This window comes from Nitrobacter sp. NHB1 (genome assembly GCF_036964665.1).
In the GTDB taxonomy this organism is placed as follows: Bacteria; Pseudomonadota; Alphaproteobacteria; order Rhizobiales; family Xanthobacteraceae; genus Nitrobacter.
Genome location: NZ_JBAMDA010000001.1, coordinates 2,269,143 through 2,286,629 on the forward strand (window position 1 = coordinate 2,269,143; position 17,487 = coordinate 2,286,629).

General features: G+C 63.4%; 16 protein-coding genes. 8 read left to right on the plus strand and 8 right to left on the minus strand.

The genetic code is table 11. The features are described from left to right. Positions 1 to 128 precede the first annotated feature (128 nt). Together bioB and hemA are read left to right on the plus strand one after the other, a co-directional pair. Positions 129 to 1,151 carry a biotin synthase BioB gene (gene bioB, locus V4R08_RS10545; RefSeq protein WP_335579311.1) on the plus strand — a complete coding sequence of 341 codons (1,023 nt, stop codon included), beginning with the start codon at positions 129 to 131 and terminating at the stop codon, positions 1,149 to 1,151. 245 nt (positions 1,152 to 1,396) lie between these two features. After that, on the plus strand, positions 1,397 to 2,626 hold the full coding sequence (hemA, locus tag V4R08_RS10550) for a 5-aminolevulinate synthase (RefSeq protein WP_335579312.1): 1,230 nt from the start codon (positions 1,397 to 1,399) through the stop codon (positions 2,624 to 2,626). Between the two features lie 280 nt (positions 2,627 to 2,906). Here the strand turns inward: hemA and V4R08_RS10555 are convergent, their stop codons facing one another. Then, entirely contained in the window at positions 2,907 to 3,557 is a 651-nt protein-coding gene (locus tag V4R08_RS10555) for a response regulator transcription factor (protein WP_335579313.1), read from the minus strand. Positions 3,558 to 3,748: 191 nt separating this feature from the next. On the opposite strand from V4R08_RS10555, the gene V4R08_RS10560 reads away from it, so the two are divergent. Beyond that, the gene (locus tag V4R08_RS10560; RefSeq protein ID WP_335579314.1) at positions 3,749 to 7,258 is read left to right on the plus strand and encodes a PAS domain-containing hybrid sensor histidine kinase/response regulator; all 3,510 of its coding nucleotides are present in this window, start codon (positions 3,749 to 3,751) and stop codon (positions 7,256 to 7,258) included. 44 nt (positions 7,259 to 7,302) lie between these two features. Here V4R08_RS10560 and V4R08_RS10565 read toward each other — a convergent pair whose 3' ends face one another. The 3 genes from V4R08_RS10565 to V4R08_RS10575 all read right to left on the minus strand — a co-directional run bounded on the left by V4R08_RS10565 (position 7,303) and on the right by V4R08_RS10575 (position 9,335). Beyond that, complete coding sequence (locus V4R08_RS10565; RefSeq protein WP_335579315.1) at positions 7,303 to 7,977, minus strand: response regulator; 675 nt, start codon at positions 7,975 to 7,977, stop codon at positions 7,303 to 7,305. 197 nt (positions 7,978 to 8,174) lie between these two features. Then, positions 8,175 to 8,594 carry a BA14K family protein gene (locus V4R08_RS10570; RefSeq protein WP_335579316.1) on the minus strand — a complete coding sequence of 140 codons (420 nt, stop codon included), beginning with the start codon at positions 8,592 to 8,594 and terminating at the stop codon, positions 8,175 to 8,177. A gap of 186 nt (positions 8,595 to 8,780) precedes the next feature. Continuing rightward, positions 8,781 to 9,335, minus strand: coding sequence for a hypothetical protein (locus V4R08_RS10575; RefSeq protein WP_335579317.1), 555 nt, complete (start codon positions 9,333 to 9,335; stop codon positions 8,781 to 8,783). A 565-nt stretch (positions 9,336 to 9,900) separates the two neighbouring features. Here V4R08_RS10575 and V4R08_RS10580 point away from each other — a divergent pair. The 5 genes from V4R08_RS10580 to V4R08_RS10600 all read left to right on the plus strand — a co-directional run bounded on the left by V4R08_RS10580 (position 9,901) and on the right by V4R08_RS10600 (position 12,490). Further along, positions 9,901 to 10,284: an AtpZ/AtpI family protein gene (locus V4R08_RS10580; protein ID WP_335579318.1), complete on the plus strand. Its 384-nt coding sequence runs from the start codon at positions 9,901 to 9,903 to the stop codon at positions 10,282 to 10,284. 67 nt (positions 10,285 to 10,351) lie between these two features. Next, a complete protein-coding gene (locus V4R08_RS10585) occupies positions 10,352 to 11,095 on the plus strand; it encodes a F0F1 ATP synthase subunit A (protein ID WP_335579319.1) in 744 nt (247 codons plus the stop codon). 53 nt (positions 11,096 to 11,148) lie between these two features. Then, positions 11,149 to 11,376 carry a F0F1 ATP synthase subunit C gene (locus V4R08_RS10590; protein ID WP_011508872.1) on the plus strand — a complete coding sequence of 76 codons (228 nt, stop codon included), beginning with the start codon at positions 11,149 to 11,151 and terminating at the stop codon, positions 11,374 to 11,376. Positions 11,377 to 11,439: 63 nt separating this feature from the next. After that, positions 11,440 to 11,997 carry a F0F1 ATP synthase subunit B family protein gene (locus V4R08_RS10595; protein ID WP_335579320.1) on the plus strand — a complete coding sequence of 186 codons (558 nt, stop codon included), beginning with the start codon at positions 11,440 to 11,442 and terminating at the stop codon, positions 11,995 to 11,997. Between the two features lie 7 nt (positions 11,998 to 12,004). Further along, on the plus strand, positions 12,005 to 12,490 hold the full coding sequence (locus V4R08_RS10600; protein WP_335579321.1) for a F0F1 ATP synthase subunit B family protein: 486 nt from the start codon (positions 12,005 to 12,007) through the stop codon (positions 12,488 to 12,490). Positions 12,491 to 12,716: 226 nt separating this feature from the next. Here the strand turns inward: V4R08_RS10600 and V4R08_RS10605 are convergent, their stop codons facing one another. The 4 genes from V4R08_RS10605 to thrC form a co-directional block, all read right to left on the minus strand. Then, positions 12,717 to 13,403 (minus strand): hypothetical protein, encoded by a 687-nt coding sequence (locus tag V4R08_RS10605; protein ID WP_335579322.1) that lies wholly within the window; start codon positions 13,401 to 13,403, stop codon positions 12,717 to 12,719. A gap of 243 nt (positions 13,404 to 13,646) precedes the next feature. Beyond that, a complete protein-coding gene (locus tag V4R08_RS10610) occupies positions 13,647 to 14,231 on the minus strand; it encodes a GNAT family N-acetyltransferase (protein ID WP_335579323.1) in 585 nt (194 codons plus the stop codon). A gap of 124 nt (positions 14,232 to 14,355) precedes the next feature. Next, positions 14,356 to 15,645, minus strand: coding sequence for a M16 family metallopeptidase (locus V4R08_RS10615; RefSeq protein ID WP_335579324.1), 1,290 nt, complete (start codon positions 15,643 to 15,645; stop codon positions 14,356 to 14,358). Next, complete coding sequence (thrC, locus tag V4R08_RS10620; RefSeq protein WP_335579325.1) at positions 15,642 to 17,060, minus strand: threonine synthase; 1,419 nt, start codon at positions 17,058 to 17,060, stop codon at positions 15,642 to 15,644. The genes V4R08_RS10615 and thrC overlap by 4 nt, the downstream gene beginning before the upstream one ends. Positions 17,061 to 17,487 lie beyond the last annotated feature (427 nt).

The window sequence follows — 17,487 nt, forward strand, 5'->3', positions numbered from 1 at the left end:
AAAACGAACGGCCTCCGATAAACCGAAGACCTCATTCGAAATTCGCAGCACGTCATGGTATCGTCGTGGCACGCGGACGACCGTTTTGAAATGCCGGTTCCGCGTAACGGCAACACGGGGATCGCGACATGGATACAGCATCGGTTTCGTTCGGCAGCGATCACGATTTGTCCTCGCAGCCGCGCCACGACTGGACGCGATCCGAAACCGAGACACTTTATAATGTGCCTTTCGTAGACCTGATCTTCCAGGCGCAGACCCTTCATCGCCGCAATTTCGATCCCAATCACGTCGAGACCGCGAGCCTGCTCAGCATCAAGACCGGCGGCTGCCCGGAAGATTGCGGCTACTGTTCGCAGAGCGCGCATTACGACAGCGGCGTGAAAGCCACGAAGCTGATGGACCGGGAAGCCGTCATCGAAACCGCGCGGCGGGCCAGGGATGCCGGCGCCAGCCGGTTCTGCATGGCGGCGGCATGGCGCAATCCGAAGGACCGGGATCTCGACCGGGTCTGCGACATGGTCAGCGCCGTCAAGGAACTCGGCCTGGAGACCTGCGCGACACTGGGAATGCTCACGCCCGATCAGGCCCGACGGCTGCACGACGCCGGACTCGATTTCTACAACCACAATGTCGATACCTCGCCCGAATTCTACGGCAACATCATCACCACGCGCACGATGCAGGATCGCATCGACACGCTCGCTTATGCGCGCGAGGCCGGGCTCAAGGTCTGCTGCGGCGGCATCATCGGCTTGGGAGAACAGGTCGGCGACCGGCTCGGTATGCTGATGCTGCTGGCCAATCTGCCCGTGCACCCCGAAAGCGTCCCCATCAACATGTGGAACGAGGTCAAAGCGGTGCCAGTCAACGACACGGCCGAGCGGCCCGATCCGATCGCGCTGGTGCGGATGATCGCGGTGGCGCGGATCATGATGCCGAGGAGCGTGGTCCGGCTGTCGGCGGGCCGGCAATACATGACCGACGAATTACAGGCGCTGTGCTTTTTGGCCGGCGCCAACTCCATTTTCATCGGCGATGTCCTGCTGACCACAAAAAATCCGCAGACCACACGCGACGCCGCGTTGCTCGACCGCCTCGGCATCAAGTCGCGGCTGGACGACGCGAAGGCAGCCGCACCGCCCCACTGATCCGGTGGAAAACGGGCCATTGCCTGCAATTCCCCGGACCGGTTTTCGGGCTGTCTCCCATCGGCGAACTGCCAGTCCCGAACAAGACGAGGCCGTCCGGATTCTTTGCGCCAGAGCAAATCAATGGCAATTTTTAACCCTTAAACGGGCGCTTTTGCGGATTCCGGCTCGACAGCCCGGCTGGAAAGGCTCTAAAAAGGTGTCCGATCGGTCCGGCCGTCTCGGGCCTTCTTCCGGATTTTGTCATGGATTATAGCAAGTTCTTCAGTAACGCGCTCGATCGACTTCATGACGAGCGGCGCTATCGCGTCTTCGCAGATCTTGAACGCATCGCCGGCCGGTTCCCCTACGCCACATGGCACTCCCCCAAAGGGCCGCGCAACGTCGTGATCTGGTGTTCCAACGACTACCTCGGCATTGGTCAGCACCCGAAGGTTGTTGGCGCCATGGTCGAGACCGCGACCCGCGTCGGCACCGGCGCCGGCGGCACCCGCAACATCGCCGGAACCCATCATCCGCTGGTCCAACTCGAGCAGGAACTGGCCGATCTGCACGGCAAGCCGGCAGCGCTGGTGTTCACGTCCGGCTATGTCTCGAACCAGACCGGCATTTCGACCCTCGCCAAGCTCATTCCGAACTGCCTGATCCTGTCGGACGCGCTCAACCACAATTCGATGATCGAAGGCATCCGGCAGTCTGGCTGCGAGCGCATCGTATTCCGCCACAATGACGTGGCGCATCTGGAGGAACTGCTTCGCGCCGCCGATCCTGACCGTCCGAAGCTGATCGCCTGCGAGAGCCTGTATTCGATGGATGGCGATGTCGCGCCGCTTGCGAAGATCTGCGATCTCGCCGAGCGCTACGGCGCGATGACCTATGTCGACGAGGTGCACGCAGTCGGCATGTACGGGCCGCGCGGCGGCGGTATCGCGGAGCGCGAAGGCGTCATGCATCGCATCGACGTCCTTGAAGGCACGCTCGCCAAGGCCTTCGGTTGCCTCGGTGGCTACATCGCCGGCAATTCCGATATCATCGACGCGGTGCGTTCCTATGCGCCCGGCTTCATCTTCACCACCTCGCTGCCGCCCGCGATCTGCTCGGCGGCGACGGCTGCGATCCGGCATCTCAAGTCATCGACATGGGAACGCGAACGCCATCAGGAACGCGCGGCGCGCACCAAGGCAAGCCTGATTGCGGCCGGTCTGCCGGTAATGGTGAGTTCGACCCACATCGTCCCGGTCTTCGTCGGCAATCCCGAGCGCTGCAAGCAGGCGTCCGATATGCTGCTGCATGACCATGGCATCTACATCCAGCCGATCAACTATCCAACCGTGCCCAAGGGCATGGAGCGGCTTCGGATCACGCCGTCGCCATATCACGACGACGCGCTGGTCGATCAGTTGGCGGAAGCCCTGCTTCAGGTCTGGGAACGTCTCGATCTGCCGTTGCAGGCAAAATCCATGGCGGCCGAGTAGCGATCTGCCAGAACGCGTTCGCTTTTGATGGACCGGAGCCTTTTCGCTTCTGATGGAATCAGAAGCCAGGCTCTATGATTTTGATTTGACGCGTTTTCTTCACGCGAACCGGTGCCCACTTCGCTCGAAAACGCTCTAGATCGTGATGACTTGAGGTCAGATCAGCTCCCCCGTCATTGCCAGCGAAGCGAAGCAATCCAGGAGCCACTCTGAAAGACTGGATTGCTTCGTCGCTTCCGCTCCTCGCAATGACGACGATTCAAACTCATTTCATCCCGCTCTAGGAAGCGGACAACCGCCGCCGGGCGCTCGCCTCCGACAACACGATCCTTATCAGATCGGCGGCATTTTTGGCGCCGAGCTTGTCCATGATCCGCGCGCGATGAACCTCGACCGTGCGCGGACTGATGCCAAGTCTGCGTCCCGCTTCCTTGTTCGACGCGCCCCTGGCCACCTGGGACAGGACTTCGCGCTCCCGGCAGGTCAGCAGATGGCGGCCGGGGAAATTGGCGAGCCCGTCGATCTCGCCGCCCCGCGCCTCGCGCCACACGTTCACCGCGGCACGAACCCGGTCGACGATCGCATCCGAGGAAAACGGCTTCTCCAGAAAATCGAGCGCGCCGTATTTCATCGCCGCGACGGCTGTTGCGATGTCGGCCACGCCGGAGATCACGAGGATCGGCGCGGCAACCCGCTCGGCCGCGAGCTTGCGCAGGATATCGAACCCGGATTCGCCGGGAAGATGCAGGTCGAGAATGACACAGGCCGGCGACACGCTCCGAACCGCCTCGAAAAACGAGGTTCCGTCGCCAAAGCTTTGCGCGGCATAGCCCTCGATCTTCAAAAGCAGGACCAGCGTTTCCCGCACCGACGGATCGTCGTCGACGATGAAAACCGGAGTATCCGGAACGAAGGACAGAAGTTGACCCATTCGCAGCGTCCTCGATAGAGATCGATGAGAAACACAACTTATACGTGTATAAGCTGATTCGCGCCGGTGTGCAAATCATGACGGCAGGGCTGTCGCGCGGGGCCGCGTAAGACGCTAGATTTTTCGCCGGAACGGCTACGGCGTTAACCCGAAGCAGACCCAAGGCAGCGCCTGCCGGAGGAGCCACCGCAATGCTGCACGACTGGGGCGTGATCGCGGCCGCCATCGGCTACATCGGCTTCCTCTTCCTGGTCGCAAGCTATGGCGACCGGGCGCCGAAGTTTGGGCGTGGCCGCGCCGGCCCGCTGATCTATCCGCTGTCGCTGGCGGTGTACTGCACGTCGTGGACGTTTTTCGGTTCGGTCGGACTCGCGACCCGAACCGGCCCCGAGTTTCTCGCGATCTATGTCGGGCCGGTCCTGCTGATCGCATTCTGCACGCCGCTGCTGCGGCGGATCATCCAGTTGGCCAAATCGCAGAACATCACGTCGGTCGCCGATTTCATCGCCGCGCGCTACGGCAAGAGCCAGGCGGTGGCGGCAACCGTCGCCGTCATCGCCATGATCGGCTCGGTTCCATATATCTCGCTTCAACTCAAGGCAGTTGCCTTGTCGCTCGGGACCATTCTGATCGACGACCAGGCGATCGCCAAAATTCCTGTCATCAGCGACATCGCGCTGATCGTGACGCTCGCGCTGGCCCTGTTCGCGGTGCTGTTCGGAACCCGGCAGACCGATGCGACGGAGCATCAACACGGCCTGATGCTGGCGATCGCGACCGAGTCCATCGTCAAGCTGGTGGCGTTCATCGCCGCGGGCGCCTTCGTCACGTTCTGGATGTTCAGTCCCGTCGAACTGGTCGAGCGCGCGCTGAAGTCGCCGGAGGCGATGCGGGCCATCGAGCACACGCCGTCGATCGGCAACTTCCTGACGATGACGCTCTTGTCGTTTCTCGCGATCATGCTGCTGCCCCGGCAATTCCATGTCAGCGTGGTGGAGAACTCCAGCGACGCCGAAGTCGGCCGGGCGCGCTGGCTGTTTCCGCTCTACCTGGTCGCCATCAACATCTTCGTTGTCCCGATCGCGCTCGCAGGCCTCGTCACATTCCCGTTCGGCAACAGCGACATGTATGTGCTGGCGCTGCCGATCGAGGGTCACTCGAGGTTGCTCAGCATCGCGGTGTTCATCGGAGGACTTTCAGCGGGAACCGCGATGGTGATCGTTGAATGCGTGGCGCTGGCGATCATGGTGTCCAACGACATTGTCGTGCCGCTGGTGCTCCAGCGCAGTCCGGCGTCCCGCGGCGGCCGCAAGGACTTCGGCAACTTCCTGCTCAAGACCCGCCGTCTTGCGATCTTCGCCATCATGATCATGGCGTATTTGTACTACCGCGCGCTCGGCAGCGCACAACTCGCCGCGATCGGGCTGCTGTCGTTCGCCGCCATCGCCCAACTCGCGCCGGCGTTCCTCGGCGGCCTGGTCTGGCGGCGCGCGACGGCGCGCGGCGCGATGGGCGGGATGCTCGCCGGCTTTGCCGTCTGGGCCTACACGCTGTTTCTTCCGAGCTTGCTCGACGGCACCACCGTCGGCACGATGATGATGCAACATGGCCCGCTGGGCATCGCCGCGCTGAAGCCGCAGGCGCTGTTCGGCGTCGGCCTGCCGCCGCTCATGCACGGCGTGCTATGGAGTCTGTCGATCAATGTCCTGACCTACGTCGCGCTGTCGCTGACGCGGCAGCCATCGTCGATCGAGCGGGTGCAGGCGGGAATCTTCGCGCCCCACGCGCTCGCGCCGCTGACCCCGCCATTCCGGCGCTGGCGTTCGATGGTGACGGTGCAGGATATTCTCGACACCGTTGCACAATACCTCGGTCCCGACCGCGCACGGCAGTCGTTCAAGGCGTTCGCGGCTGCGCGACGCCTCAACCTCGATCCGGCAGCGCCGGCCGATTTCGAACTGCTGCAGCACGCCGAGCATCTGATCGCGTCGTCGATCGGCGCGGCGTCGTCGCGGCTGGTGATCTCGCTGCTGCTGCGACGCCGCACGGTGTCGGCGAAGGCGGCCTTGAAGCTGCTCGACGACGCGCACGCGGCGCTCCACTTCAACCGCGAGATGCTGCAGACCGCACTGAACCACGTGCGGCAGGGAATCGCGGTGTTCAACCCCGATCTGCAACTGATCTGTTCGAACCCGCAATTCGGAAATATTCTCGGGCTGCCGCCGCAAATCGTTCAGATCGGGATTCCGCTGACCGAGATTCTTGAATTCCTCGGTGCCATCGATAAGCCGCAGATCGACCGGGAGACTGCGAAGCAGGCCCGTCTCACCGCATACACGACGGAGGGACAGCCGTATCTGGAGCGGCGTCCCGACCGCAACATCGTGATCGAGGTCCGCGCCAACCGGATGCCCGACGGTGGCCTGGTGATTACCTTTTCCGATGTGACCCCGAGCTTCGAGGCCGCCGAGGCGCTTGAGCGCGCCAACGCCACACTCGAAAAGCGCGTACGCGACCGCACCGGGGAACTGACCCGGCTGAATTCCGAACTCGCGCGCGCCAAGAGCATCGCCGAGGAAGCCAACATCTCCAAAACCCGGTTCCTGGCGGCCGCCGGCCACGACATCCTGCAACCGCTCAACGCCGCACGGCTCTATGTCACGAGCCTGGTAGAGCGGCAGACCGGTGGCGAGGATTCCAGGCTCGTCCAGAACATCGACGATTCACTGGAGGCCATCGAGGAGATTCTCGGCGCGTTGCTCGACATCTCGCGACTCGATGCCGGCGCCATCACGACGTCGATCACAAGTTTCCGGGTCGGCGACCTGATGCGCTCGCTCGAAATCGAGTTCGCTCCGATGGCGCGGGCGAGGCAGCTTCGCCTGACGTTCGTGCCGAGTTCACTGCCGGTCGCATCCGACCGGCTGCTGCTGCGGCGGCTGCTGCAAAACCTGATCTCGAACGCCATCAAGTATACGCCGCACGGCCGGGTGCTGATCGGCTGCCGCCGTCGCGGCAAATCGCTCCGGATCAACGTCTATGACACCGGGGTCGGAATCCCGATCCCCAAGCGCGGCGAAATCTTCAAGGAATTTCATCGGCTCGAACAGGGAGCGCGGATCGCGCGCGGGCTCGGGCTCGGCCTGTCGATCGTCCAGCGGCTTGCGCGCGTGCTTGATCACACCATCGCGCTGGACTCAAACCGCAGCGGCGGCTCGGTGTTCTCGGTCACGGTTCCGATCGCGCCGGCCGTCAATCACACCGCCCATGCCACCGCGGTGACCAGCAGCACGCCGCTGTCGCACGCGCCGATGAGCGGAGCCCTGATCATCTGCATCGAGAACGATCTGGCGATCCTCGACGGCATGAAGACGCTGCTGACCTCCTGGGATGCGCGCGTGATCGCCGTGGCCGAGCCTGAGGCGGCGATCGCGGCGATCGAAGCGGCCGGCGGACGGATCACCGGGCTGCTGGTAGACTATCATCTCGATCGCGGCAACGGCATCGCGACGATCCGGGAGATCCGGCGGAAATTCGGCGACACCATTCCGGCGATCCTGATCACGGCCGACCGCAGCCCCCACGTTCGCGAAGCGGCGCAACTGGAACGGGTTTCGGTGCTCAACAAGCCATTGAAGCCCGCATCGCTGCGGGCGCTGATCGGCCAGTGGCGAAGCCAGCAGATCGCCGCCGCGGAATAAGGGGAACGCCTCCTTGACCTCCGCCATCGTCGCGGACAGACGACTCAACCCGCCGACGGCTCGCTCTGACGCCACTGATCTCCGGCAATCCGCGCCGCCGCAATGACCGCCTGGGTGCGGCTCTCGACCCCCAGCTTTTGCAGGATCGCGGAGACGTGCGCCTTGATGGTCGCCTCCGACACCCCGAGTTCGTAGGCGATCTGTTTGTTGAGCAGTCCTTCGGACAGCATCATCAGGACGCGCACCTGCTGCGGCGTCAGCGTGACGAGCCGGTCGCGCAAGCGCGTCATCTCCGGATCGGCGGCGGCCGACAGATCGACGTCGGGCGGGATCCAGATATCGCCCTCGATGACCTTGAGGATCGCGGTGCGTAGCGCATCGACTCCCAACCGCTTCGGAATGAACCCGGAGGCGCCGAAATCCATCGAGCGACGGATCGTCGCCACGTCGTCGCTGGCCGACACCACCACCACCGGAATCGCCGAATACTGGGCGCGCAGGTAGATCAGCCCGGAAAACCCGCTGATCCCCGGCATCGACAGGTCGAGCAGAATCAGATCGACGTCGGCCTCCTGCTCGAGCCGCGCCGTCAACTCCTCGAACGTGCCGGCCTCGTCGATCTGTGCAGGCATGATGCTGGCGACCGCCTGCCGCAGGGCATCGCGGAACAGCGGATGATCGTCGGCGATCACGATACGGGTGCTATCGGATGCGGTCATCGAATTCACGGGCTCGCGCATACCTTCGCGTTCACTGCGGTGGTCTCAGGCCGGGTGGGTACCCCGGAACCGGATTGTCCACCGCTCGAACCGGTCTTGCAAGACGCAATGCCGCGGACCATGGAAACGAAGCAAAAACGATCCGGCCGCGCAAAGCGGCCGGATCGTCGCGCCGGACAAGCCGCGTCCTCGTCTGACTACGGGCAGGGATGGCGGTTGCCATCGTAGCCAAGATACGTCCCGGAGCGCGGGTCATAGGATTTGAAGCGGCGGAAGCAATAGGCGTCGTCGCTTCTTGGGGCGCGAGCCTGACTCCCGGCTATGGCGCTGCCGATGATCGCGCCGGCGGCGAGCCCGCCGAACACCGGACCCGGGCCATAGCCATAGTAACCTGGGCCATAACCATAGTAACCCCGCCGCCAGCCGCGGTGATGCCAGCCGTGATGATGCCAGCCATGGTGATGCCAGCCATGGTGTCGATAACGGACCGGCTGTGGCGTCGCGGCTGAGGTGGCAAGCGATCGGTCGAGCGTCAAAGGCGCAGCCATCGCGGGCTGAAACGAAATGGACGCGGCGCCCATCGCCAGCGCCGCGAGCAGGATTTTCGAAAACCGCATAGAGACCTTCCTTTATCTGCAGTGAAAGGAGGACAACCGGTGCGTGCAGCAAGCGTTCCGGCAAAACGGGGAGATCGTTTTGCGTCAGATCGTCGCGGGGCGGAACCGCGAGGAGGATCGTAGCGCGAGCCCAGGTCGTGAACCCCGAGTCTTGAGTCAAATTGTCTTTGAGTCGAACCGCGCCGGTCAGATTCCTCCGGATGCATCGCGGTGAACGCGGCCGGCCATCTCGATCAGCCGCCGCCAGGCGCGCTCGGCGAACGACATCACGCGATCCATGTCGCGATCGCTCGGCAGCGGAATCTCGATGCTGTTACGGTTGGCGTCGGCGGATTTCGGTTCGTCGGCTTTTGGCACCGCTGCGCCGGGCTCGCCCGGCCTCAGCGAATCCGCCTTGGGCAAAGCCTGCCGGGTCTTGCCGCCGGCGGTCGGCTCGCGCGCGGCGAGTTGCGCCTTCAGTTTCTCGTTCTTCGCCAGCAGCCGGCCGATTTCCTTATCCAGGGCGGCACGTTCTTCGGGCAACGCGTAACACGCCCAGCCATTGCCCTTGTCCGCGCAATGCGCGACCACGCCGGTCCGCGTATCCAGCCTGACGAAGCCGCCGCTCATCGGCGTGAGCGTATAGCGTCCGTTCTCCACATCCGGCGGCGCCTGCGCCAGCGCCGGTGCGGCGAGGCAGCCAAGCAAGGCGGCGGTCGCGGGAATCCGCAACAGTCTGAGAAGCGAAATTGCTGCGCTCATGCTCGGCTCCGTCAATGCCAAATCCGCTCGCCACCGGGCCGGCGTCTGCGTCAGGCACTTTCGAACTATAGGGCGCACCGCGCGATTTCAACGCGCCGACCGCCGATTCGATCCGGTTCCGCCCTCGACAACCCAGACGCTGCAAAAGCGAGCCGCCGATTTTGCAGAACGGGTCAGCCGACGCTATTCACCCTTGGATTATAAGTGTTTACGAGATGACTGGAACGGCGCAGGGCCGATATGATCCCTACGCCGACCGGCTCGAAAAACGAGCAGCGATCTGCTGGATCATACGGCCCGCAGAATGTCCCACCCGCCGGCTTGCGTGCGTCCCGGCGGCGCCGCGAAGCAAAAGCAGACAACCGCCCCCGCGAGTCCGCCGTTGCAACGCGGCAACTGGGCGCAGCCGGTTTGATTTTCCGAAATAAAATCAGCCAATTCAATGCTGTAGTCGGATACGACCCAATCTTGACTTGACCTGTGGCCGTCAGTATGGTCCGCGCGGCTTTTGAGGGTAACGGGCGTTATTTCCTGAGATCGCGGCGTTGTGTCGGGTGTCGAGAGCATGGCTGACGGCACAGACAAAAACAGCGGCGGGCACGGAGATCGCGAGCATTCGGCTCCCGACGAAGCTGCGCTTTCCGAAAGGCTTGGAAATCTCGATCAGCGGCTGTCCAAACTTCGAGGACCCCGCAAGAGCGAGACTGACCAATCCGGAGATGGAAGCGGGAACGGAACCGCCAGAGCCTCGGCGATGGCGCGCGGTTTTCGCTTGTCCTCCGAGTTGGTCGCGGGCGTTGTCGTCGGAGCTGTGATCGGCTGGGGATTCGACCGCTTGCTGTCGACCTCGCCTTGGGGGCTGATCGTGTTTTTCCTGCTCGGCTTCGCGGCCGGCGTGATCAACGTGATGCGGTCGGCAGGCGTGGTTCCCGAGCAGACCGACCGATGACGGGTGGCTGCCGGATAACTGAGTTGCTTGAACGCCGGCCTGCCGGCAGACTGAAAGTTGCACGCGGATGATGGACCCGATCCACCAGTTCAACATCGAGAATATCTTCACGATCGGCCATATCGGCGGCCAGGAAATCGCTTTCACCAATTCCTCCGCCTATATGCTGCTTGCCGTCGTTCTGACGTCGCTTTTGATGCTGGCTACCGGCCGCAAGCTCGTGCCCGGGCGGATGCAGTCGATCGCCGAGATCAGCTACGAATTTGTCGCGGACACCATACACACCACCGCCGGCAAGGACGGGATGAAGTTCTTCCCGTTCGTGTTTACGATCTTCATGCTGGTAACGGTCTCCAATCTGGTCGGTATCATCCCCTATAGCTTCACGATCTCGAGCCACATCATCGTCACGGCCGGGCTGGCATTCCTCGTCTTCTTCACCGTGCTGATCTACGGCTTCTACAAGAACGGTCTGAGATTCTTCAAACTGTTCGTGCCCTCGGGCATTCCGATCGTGATCCTGCCGCTGGTGGTGGCGATCGAGGTGATTTCGTTCCTGTCGCGGCCGGTCTCGCACAGCGTGCGTCTGTTCGCCAACATGCTGGCCGGCCACATCACGCTGAAGGTGTTCGCGAGCTTCGTCACCATGCTCGGCGCCATGGGCATCGTCGGCGTGTTCGGCGCCGCGCTGCCGCTGGCGCTGGTGGTGGCTCTCACCGCGCTCGAACTGCTGGTCGCATTCCTTCAGGCCTACGTCTTCACCATCCTCACCTGCATCTACATCAACGATGCGATTCATCCGGGCCATTAGAAGCCCGCCCCAACCGCGCGTTATTTCAACAAACCTCAACTAAGGAGTTCGTTATGGATCCGCTCGCAGCGAAGTACATTGGTGCTGGTATTGCCTGCATTGGCATGGGTGGCGCCGGCGCCGGCGTGGGCATCATATTCGGCAACTATCTTGCCGCCGCCGTGCGCAATCCCTCGGCCGCCCAGGGCCAGTTCGGCAACCTGATCTTCGGCTTCGCCGTGACCGAAGCGCTCGGCATCTTCTCGCTGCTGATCGCCCTGCTGTTGCTGTTCGCTCTTTAAGATCACTGACTGGCTGACGGGACCCGGAAAACCGGGACCCGATCAACCGCAGAGGAGAAGCCCGTGGCTGAGAGTCATGGCAACGCAAAGGGCACGACGGCCCACACCGAAGCCGGCGGCGGCCACAAGGCCCCGTTTCCGCCATTCGAGAAGGACACGTTCGCGTCCCAACTGGTGTCGCTGACGATCGCGTTCGTCGCGCTCTATCTGATCTCGTCGCGACTGGCCTTGCCACGCGTCCGCAAGACCATCGACGACCGCCAGAACAAGATCGAGGGCGATATCGCGCAGGCGCAAAAGCTGAAGGACGAGTCCGACGCTGCGTTGAAGGCCTACGAGGCCGAACTCGCGGCCGCGCGGACCCGAGCGCAGGCGATCGGCAACGAGACCCGCGAGACGCTGAATGCCGAGGCCGATGCCGAACGCAAGGCGCTCGAGGCACGGTTGTCCGTCAAGCTCGCCGACGCCGAGAAGACCATCACCTCGACACGCACGGCAGCGATGAGCAACGTCCGCGGCATCGCGAGCGATGCGGCAACGGCTATCGTGCAGCAACTGACCGGCGCGATGCCTGACCGCAAGCTCGTCGACAGCGCCGTCGACGCCTCGATGAAGGGATGACGAAACCATGTTGGCCGCACCGGAAACCTGGGTTGCCATAGCCTTCGTGATCCTGATGGGCGTCTTCGCCTATGTCGGATTGCATCGTACCGTGCTGACCGCGCTCGATCGTCGCAGCGCGCGCATCAAGGACGAACTCGACGACGCCCGCCGCTTGAAGGACGAAGCCGCCAAGCTGCTTGCCGACTACAGAGCCCGCCGTGCGAGCGCCGAGCACGAGGCGCAAGACATTATCGCCTCGGCCAAAGCCGAAGCCGAGCGCATCGCGGCCGACGCCAAGATCAAGATGGAGGATTTTGTCGCGCGCCGCACCAAGAGCGCGGAAGGCAAGATCGCATCGGCGGAAGCCCAGGCCATCGCGGATGTCCGCGCCGCCGCCGCCGACGCCGCGGTCGCCGCCGCTTCCACCATCCTGTCGCAGTCGGTGAAGGGACAGGTCGCCGACGACCTGCTCGCCGCTGGCGTCAGCGAGGTTCGCGCCAAGCTGAACTGAGTTTTTTGACGATAGGAAGCAAAGCCGGCGCGAGCCCATCGCGCCGGCTTTTTGATTCTTGCAGGTATTCCGATTTCAGACGTCATCACCCGCGAAAGCGGGTGATCCAGTATTCGATAGAACCGCGGTGAAATTCGCAAGGCCACGGCATACTGGATACCCGCTTGCGCGGGTATGAGACCGCCAGGCACGCGTGAGCGCGGTGCTTTCGCATCCGTCGCCTTGATTACCTATGCCGCGTGCGCCTCGCCCGCGGCTCAGGCTTCAGTGCCTGCGGATCGAACCCGATGTAAAACACATATCGGTCGGCGGCCGCGCCTTGCGGCGCCGGATAGGCGATATCGTCCGACACGAAACTGTAGGTTCCGCCTTCGACGCCCGGCACGTTCACCGTAATCGTATAGGCCTTGGTGGCGATGGTTTTCGGGGAAACACCGTCCTCGACCACCGCGATGCGCAACGGCACCTCCACCGTCGGCGGCGCACCGGCCGGCCCCACGATGACCCGCCCCTGAATCCCGACCTTGATCGCGATCTGATGCGTATCGGTGTTGTAGTCGCATTCTCTCGCGGTCTGGCGGATGACCGCTTGGTAGCGGAGATCGGTGCCGCTCGCCGGCTGGCCCGGCAGGCCGACCGCGTAAGTCGATGCGCCGGCGCGGATGGTCACAGGCGGACAACTAAGGTCGCTGGGCGCGGAAGCCGTCTCGCCCGATACGGGTGCCGTCCGCTCCGGCTGCGATTTGATGCCGAACATGTCCTTGAAACGATCCCCGAGCGATTGCGCTTGGGCCGCCGAGGCCGCAACGATACTGAAGACTGCAACCATGGTCGCCAGACCAAACGGAAAGCGCCGCAACGGCCCGGCGACAGCCGGTCCAGGCGCGTCAGTCGAATCCGCAACATGAGCCATTCGCGTCGTCCGATCATTATTTCCACGCGGCGGCTTTATAACAAGGCAATGGCGGCAAGCCAAAGGCGCAAAACGGCCAGCGCGGATCAAATCAAAATCATGGAGCCTCGCTTCCGATTCGATTTGAAGCGGAAGGCTTTAGAGCGCTTACCGTTCTGATGGAATCAGAACGGGCGCGCTCTAAACTTTTGAGTGGTCGCATTTGCTTACGGTGAACCGGTTCCCACTTCACCGGAAAATGCTTTAGCCGTGAAAATCCTCGTGCAGCATGCCGAACAGCAAGTGATCCTGCCAGATCCCGTTGATGCAGAGATAGCGGCGCGCCAGCCCCTCGCGCGTGAAGCCGGACTTTTCCAGCACCCGGATCGACGGCGCATTGCTGGGAATGCAGGCGGCCTCGATGCGATGCAGGCTCAGTTCGCCGAACAGGGTCGGCAGCAGCACCCGCAGCGCCGCGGTCATATAGCCCTGTCCCGCATAGGGTTCGCCGATCCAGTATCCGATGGTGCCGGCCTGCACGATGCCGCGGCGGACATTGGCAAGCGTCACCCCGCCGAGCATGACGCCGTCGGATTCCCGGAGCACGATGAACGGATAGGATTTGTCGCCGGCGATATCCTCGGCGTAGCGACGCAGCCGCCGCCGGAAGCCGGCCCGCGTCAGGTCGTCCGACGGCCAGATCGGCTCCCATGGCGTCAGATAGGCGCGGCTGTACTCGCGAAGCTGCATCCATTGCAGAAAATCGGACGCCTCCGGCGCTCGCAGCAACAGGCCGTGCCCCCGCGGCATGAGCGCCGCCACGCTGGATGGCAAACGAAACAGGGCCATGGCCGTTCCTCGATGCCGAACCCGCCAGTCTCTAACCTACAGCGTTTTCGAGCGAAGCATGTCCTCGGGCATGACCCGAGGACGGGTACCGGTTCGCATAAAGAAAACGCGTCAAAACAATAGGCTAGTGAAGCAGGATTTTCGCCTTCGACTGCGCCAATCCTTCCGCAAAAGCCACCGCCGTGTCCAGTCCCCTGCCGCTGCCGAGCGCGACGACCGCGGGCCGGCTGCGCGTGAGGAGATCCCGTGCCACGTCGCGGGTCGATTCGACGCTGACGGCATCGATCCTGGCCATCAATTCGGGCACGCTCTGCGGCCGCCCGTAGACGAGGATGTGACGCGCCAATTGTTCGGCGCGGGCGCTGCAACTCTCCAACGCCATCAGCAGACCGGCTTTCATCTGCGCTTTGGCGCGCGCGATTTCAGCCTCGGTCAGCGTCTCCACCGCCTCGTTGATGACGTCGACGACGACTTCCATCATTTCCGGCGCGTCGCTCGGATCGGTGCCGGTGTAGAGCCCGAAGAACCCGGTATCGGCATAAGGCGCGTGGAAGGCGTAGATCGAATAGCACAGCCCGCGCTTCTCGCGGACCTCCTGAAACAGCCGCGAGGACATGCCGCCGCCGAGCAGGTGGGTGAACACCTGCAAGGAGAACAGCGAGCGGTCGGTCTGCGGCAGCCCTTCCAGCGCCAGCGTCAGATGGGCCTGCTCGAGGTCGCGATGCACCACCCTGGAGCCGCCCTGGCCGAATTTCGCCGCTTGCGGCTTCGGCGCCGGCGTGGCGTCGAAGCTTGCGAAGCGCCGCTCGGCCTCGGCTACGACCGCCTTGTGCTCGACCGCCCCGGCCGCGGCCACCACCATGTTCGGCCCGCGATAATGCGTCGCGAGATAGCCATGCAGCCCGTCGCTGTTGAACCGCTTCAGCGTCTCCGGCGTACCGAGCAGCGAGCGCCCCATCGGCTGATCGGGATAGCAGAGTTCGTTGAGATGCTCGAACACGACGTCGTCGGGCGTGTCCTGCGCCGCGCCGATTTCCTGCTCGATAACGCTTTTTTCGCGTTCGAGTTCGTCGGCGGCGAAGTTCGGATTGGACAGGATGTCGCTCAGCACATCGAGCGCGAGCGGAACGTCCGCCTTCATCACCCGCGCGTAATAGGCCGTGGTCTCGACGCCGGTGGCCGCGTTGAGATCGCCGCCGACCGCCTCGATTTCCTCGGCGATCTCTCGCGCCGACCGCGTGGTGGTTCCCTTGAACGCCATGTGTTCAAGAAGGTGCGAGATGCCGTGCTCGTTCGGCTTCTCGTCGCGGCCGCCGACCCCCGTCCAGACGCCGAGCGCGGCCGTTTCCAGATGCGGCATGGTGTCGGTGACGACCGTGAGGCCGGAGGGCAGCTTGGTCACGTCGACACTCATCCGGCAACTCCGTGCTTGGCGGCGCGGCTGACGGACAGCACGAACCGTTCGATTTCTATCTGATCGTTGTTCATGACTGTGATCCGCTCGGGCCGCGTCATCAACCCGTCGAGCCACGCCGGCAATTGCGGCCGCACGCCGCAGGCGGCCTCTACCGCATCGGGAAATTTCGCGGCATGCGCCGTCGCCAGCACGACATTGGGAATTCCGGAGTCGGAGGTGTCGCGATCGGCTATCGCAAGCGCCACCGCGGTATGGGGATCGACGAGATCGCCGGCCTCGCGCCACGCCGCACGGATCGCGGCCGCGGTTTCGGTCTCGTCGCTACGCCCGGCGTCGAAATCGCGCCGGATCTCGGCCAGCACGGGATCCGGCAGCACGAAGCGCCCGGATTGTTGCAGCGACGCCATCAGCGCACGCACCTGCGCGGCGTCACGACCCGTCGCCTCGAACAGCAGCCGCTCGAAGTTCGACGAAACCTGGATATCCATCGACGGCGAGGTGGTGGCGTCAACCTCGCGCACCTCGTAGATGCCGGTCTTCAGCGTGCGCACCAGGATATCGTTGACGTTGGCGGCGATGCGCAGGCAGCGCACCGGCAGGCCCATTTTCTTCGCGACGTAGCCGGCGAAGATGTCGCCGAAATTACCGGTCGGAACGGTAAAATCGACGGTGCGCGCCGGCGCGCCGAGCGCGACCGCCGAGGTGAAATAATACACCACCTGCGCGACGATCCGCGCCCAGTTGATCGAGTTGACGCCGGAGAGCGACACCTCGTCGCGGAAGCGGTGGTTGTTGAACAGCCCCTTCACGATCGCCTGGCAGTCGTCGAAAGTGCCCTTGACCGCGAGCGCGTGAACGTTCGGTGCGGCCGTCGTGGTCATCATCCGCCGCTGCACCTCGGAGATGCGGCCGTCCGGAAACAGCGCGATCAGATCGACATTGGCGCGGTTGGCGAACGCGTCGACCGCGGCGCCGCCGGTATCGCCCGAGGTTGCGACCACGATCGTGGTGCGCCGGCCGCGTTGCGCCAGGACGTGATCCATCAGCCGCGACAGGAGCTGCATCGCCACGTCCTTGAACGCGAGCGTTGGACCGTGAAACAGTTCCAGCATGAACTGATTGGGCCCGATCTGGTCGAGCGGCACCACCGCCGGATGCCGGAACGTCGCATAGGCCTCATTGGCCATGCGGCCGAGATCGGCATCGGAGATGTCCCCGGCCACGAACGGCCTGATGACCTCGACGGCCACTTCCCAATACGGCCGGCCGACAAAGCCAGCGATGGTATCGGGCGGCAATTGCGGCCAGACCTCGGGCACATAGAGACCGCCGTCGCGGGCGAGCCCGGCCAGCATCACATCGCAGAACCTGAGTTTCTGGGCTTCGCCCCGGGTCGAAAGATAATGCGTCAAGCCGGCCTCCAGCGGCGGCGTATGTTGCCAAGTATTTGATCTTGAGGGGTATTCACTTCGCCTTCGGGCGATAGCCGCCGCGCACCATAGAGTGTTTCGCGGTGAAGGCAAAACCGGCAAGCAAGAAAAACGCGCCGCAAGGACCGCGCCAATTGGCTCTATAGAGCGTTTCACGCCGGGACGGCAACACCTCGATGATCCGTCATTGTCGGGGATAGCCAGTTCGAAGAACGGCGTCGTTTCACTCGGTATGACCCGACGATCCATCCGGAAGGAGGAGGACGATGGATGCGCGGGTAAAGAGAACAGCGTCCTTCGACCGGCTATGCCCGCGCACGATGCCAGAACACGAGCCTTTCCAGTTCTGATGAACCAGAACGGGGGCTCTATGATTTTGATTTGACGCGTTTTCTTGACGCGAACCGAT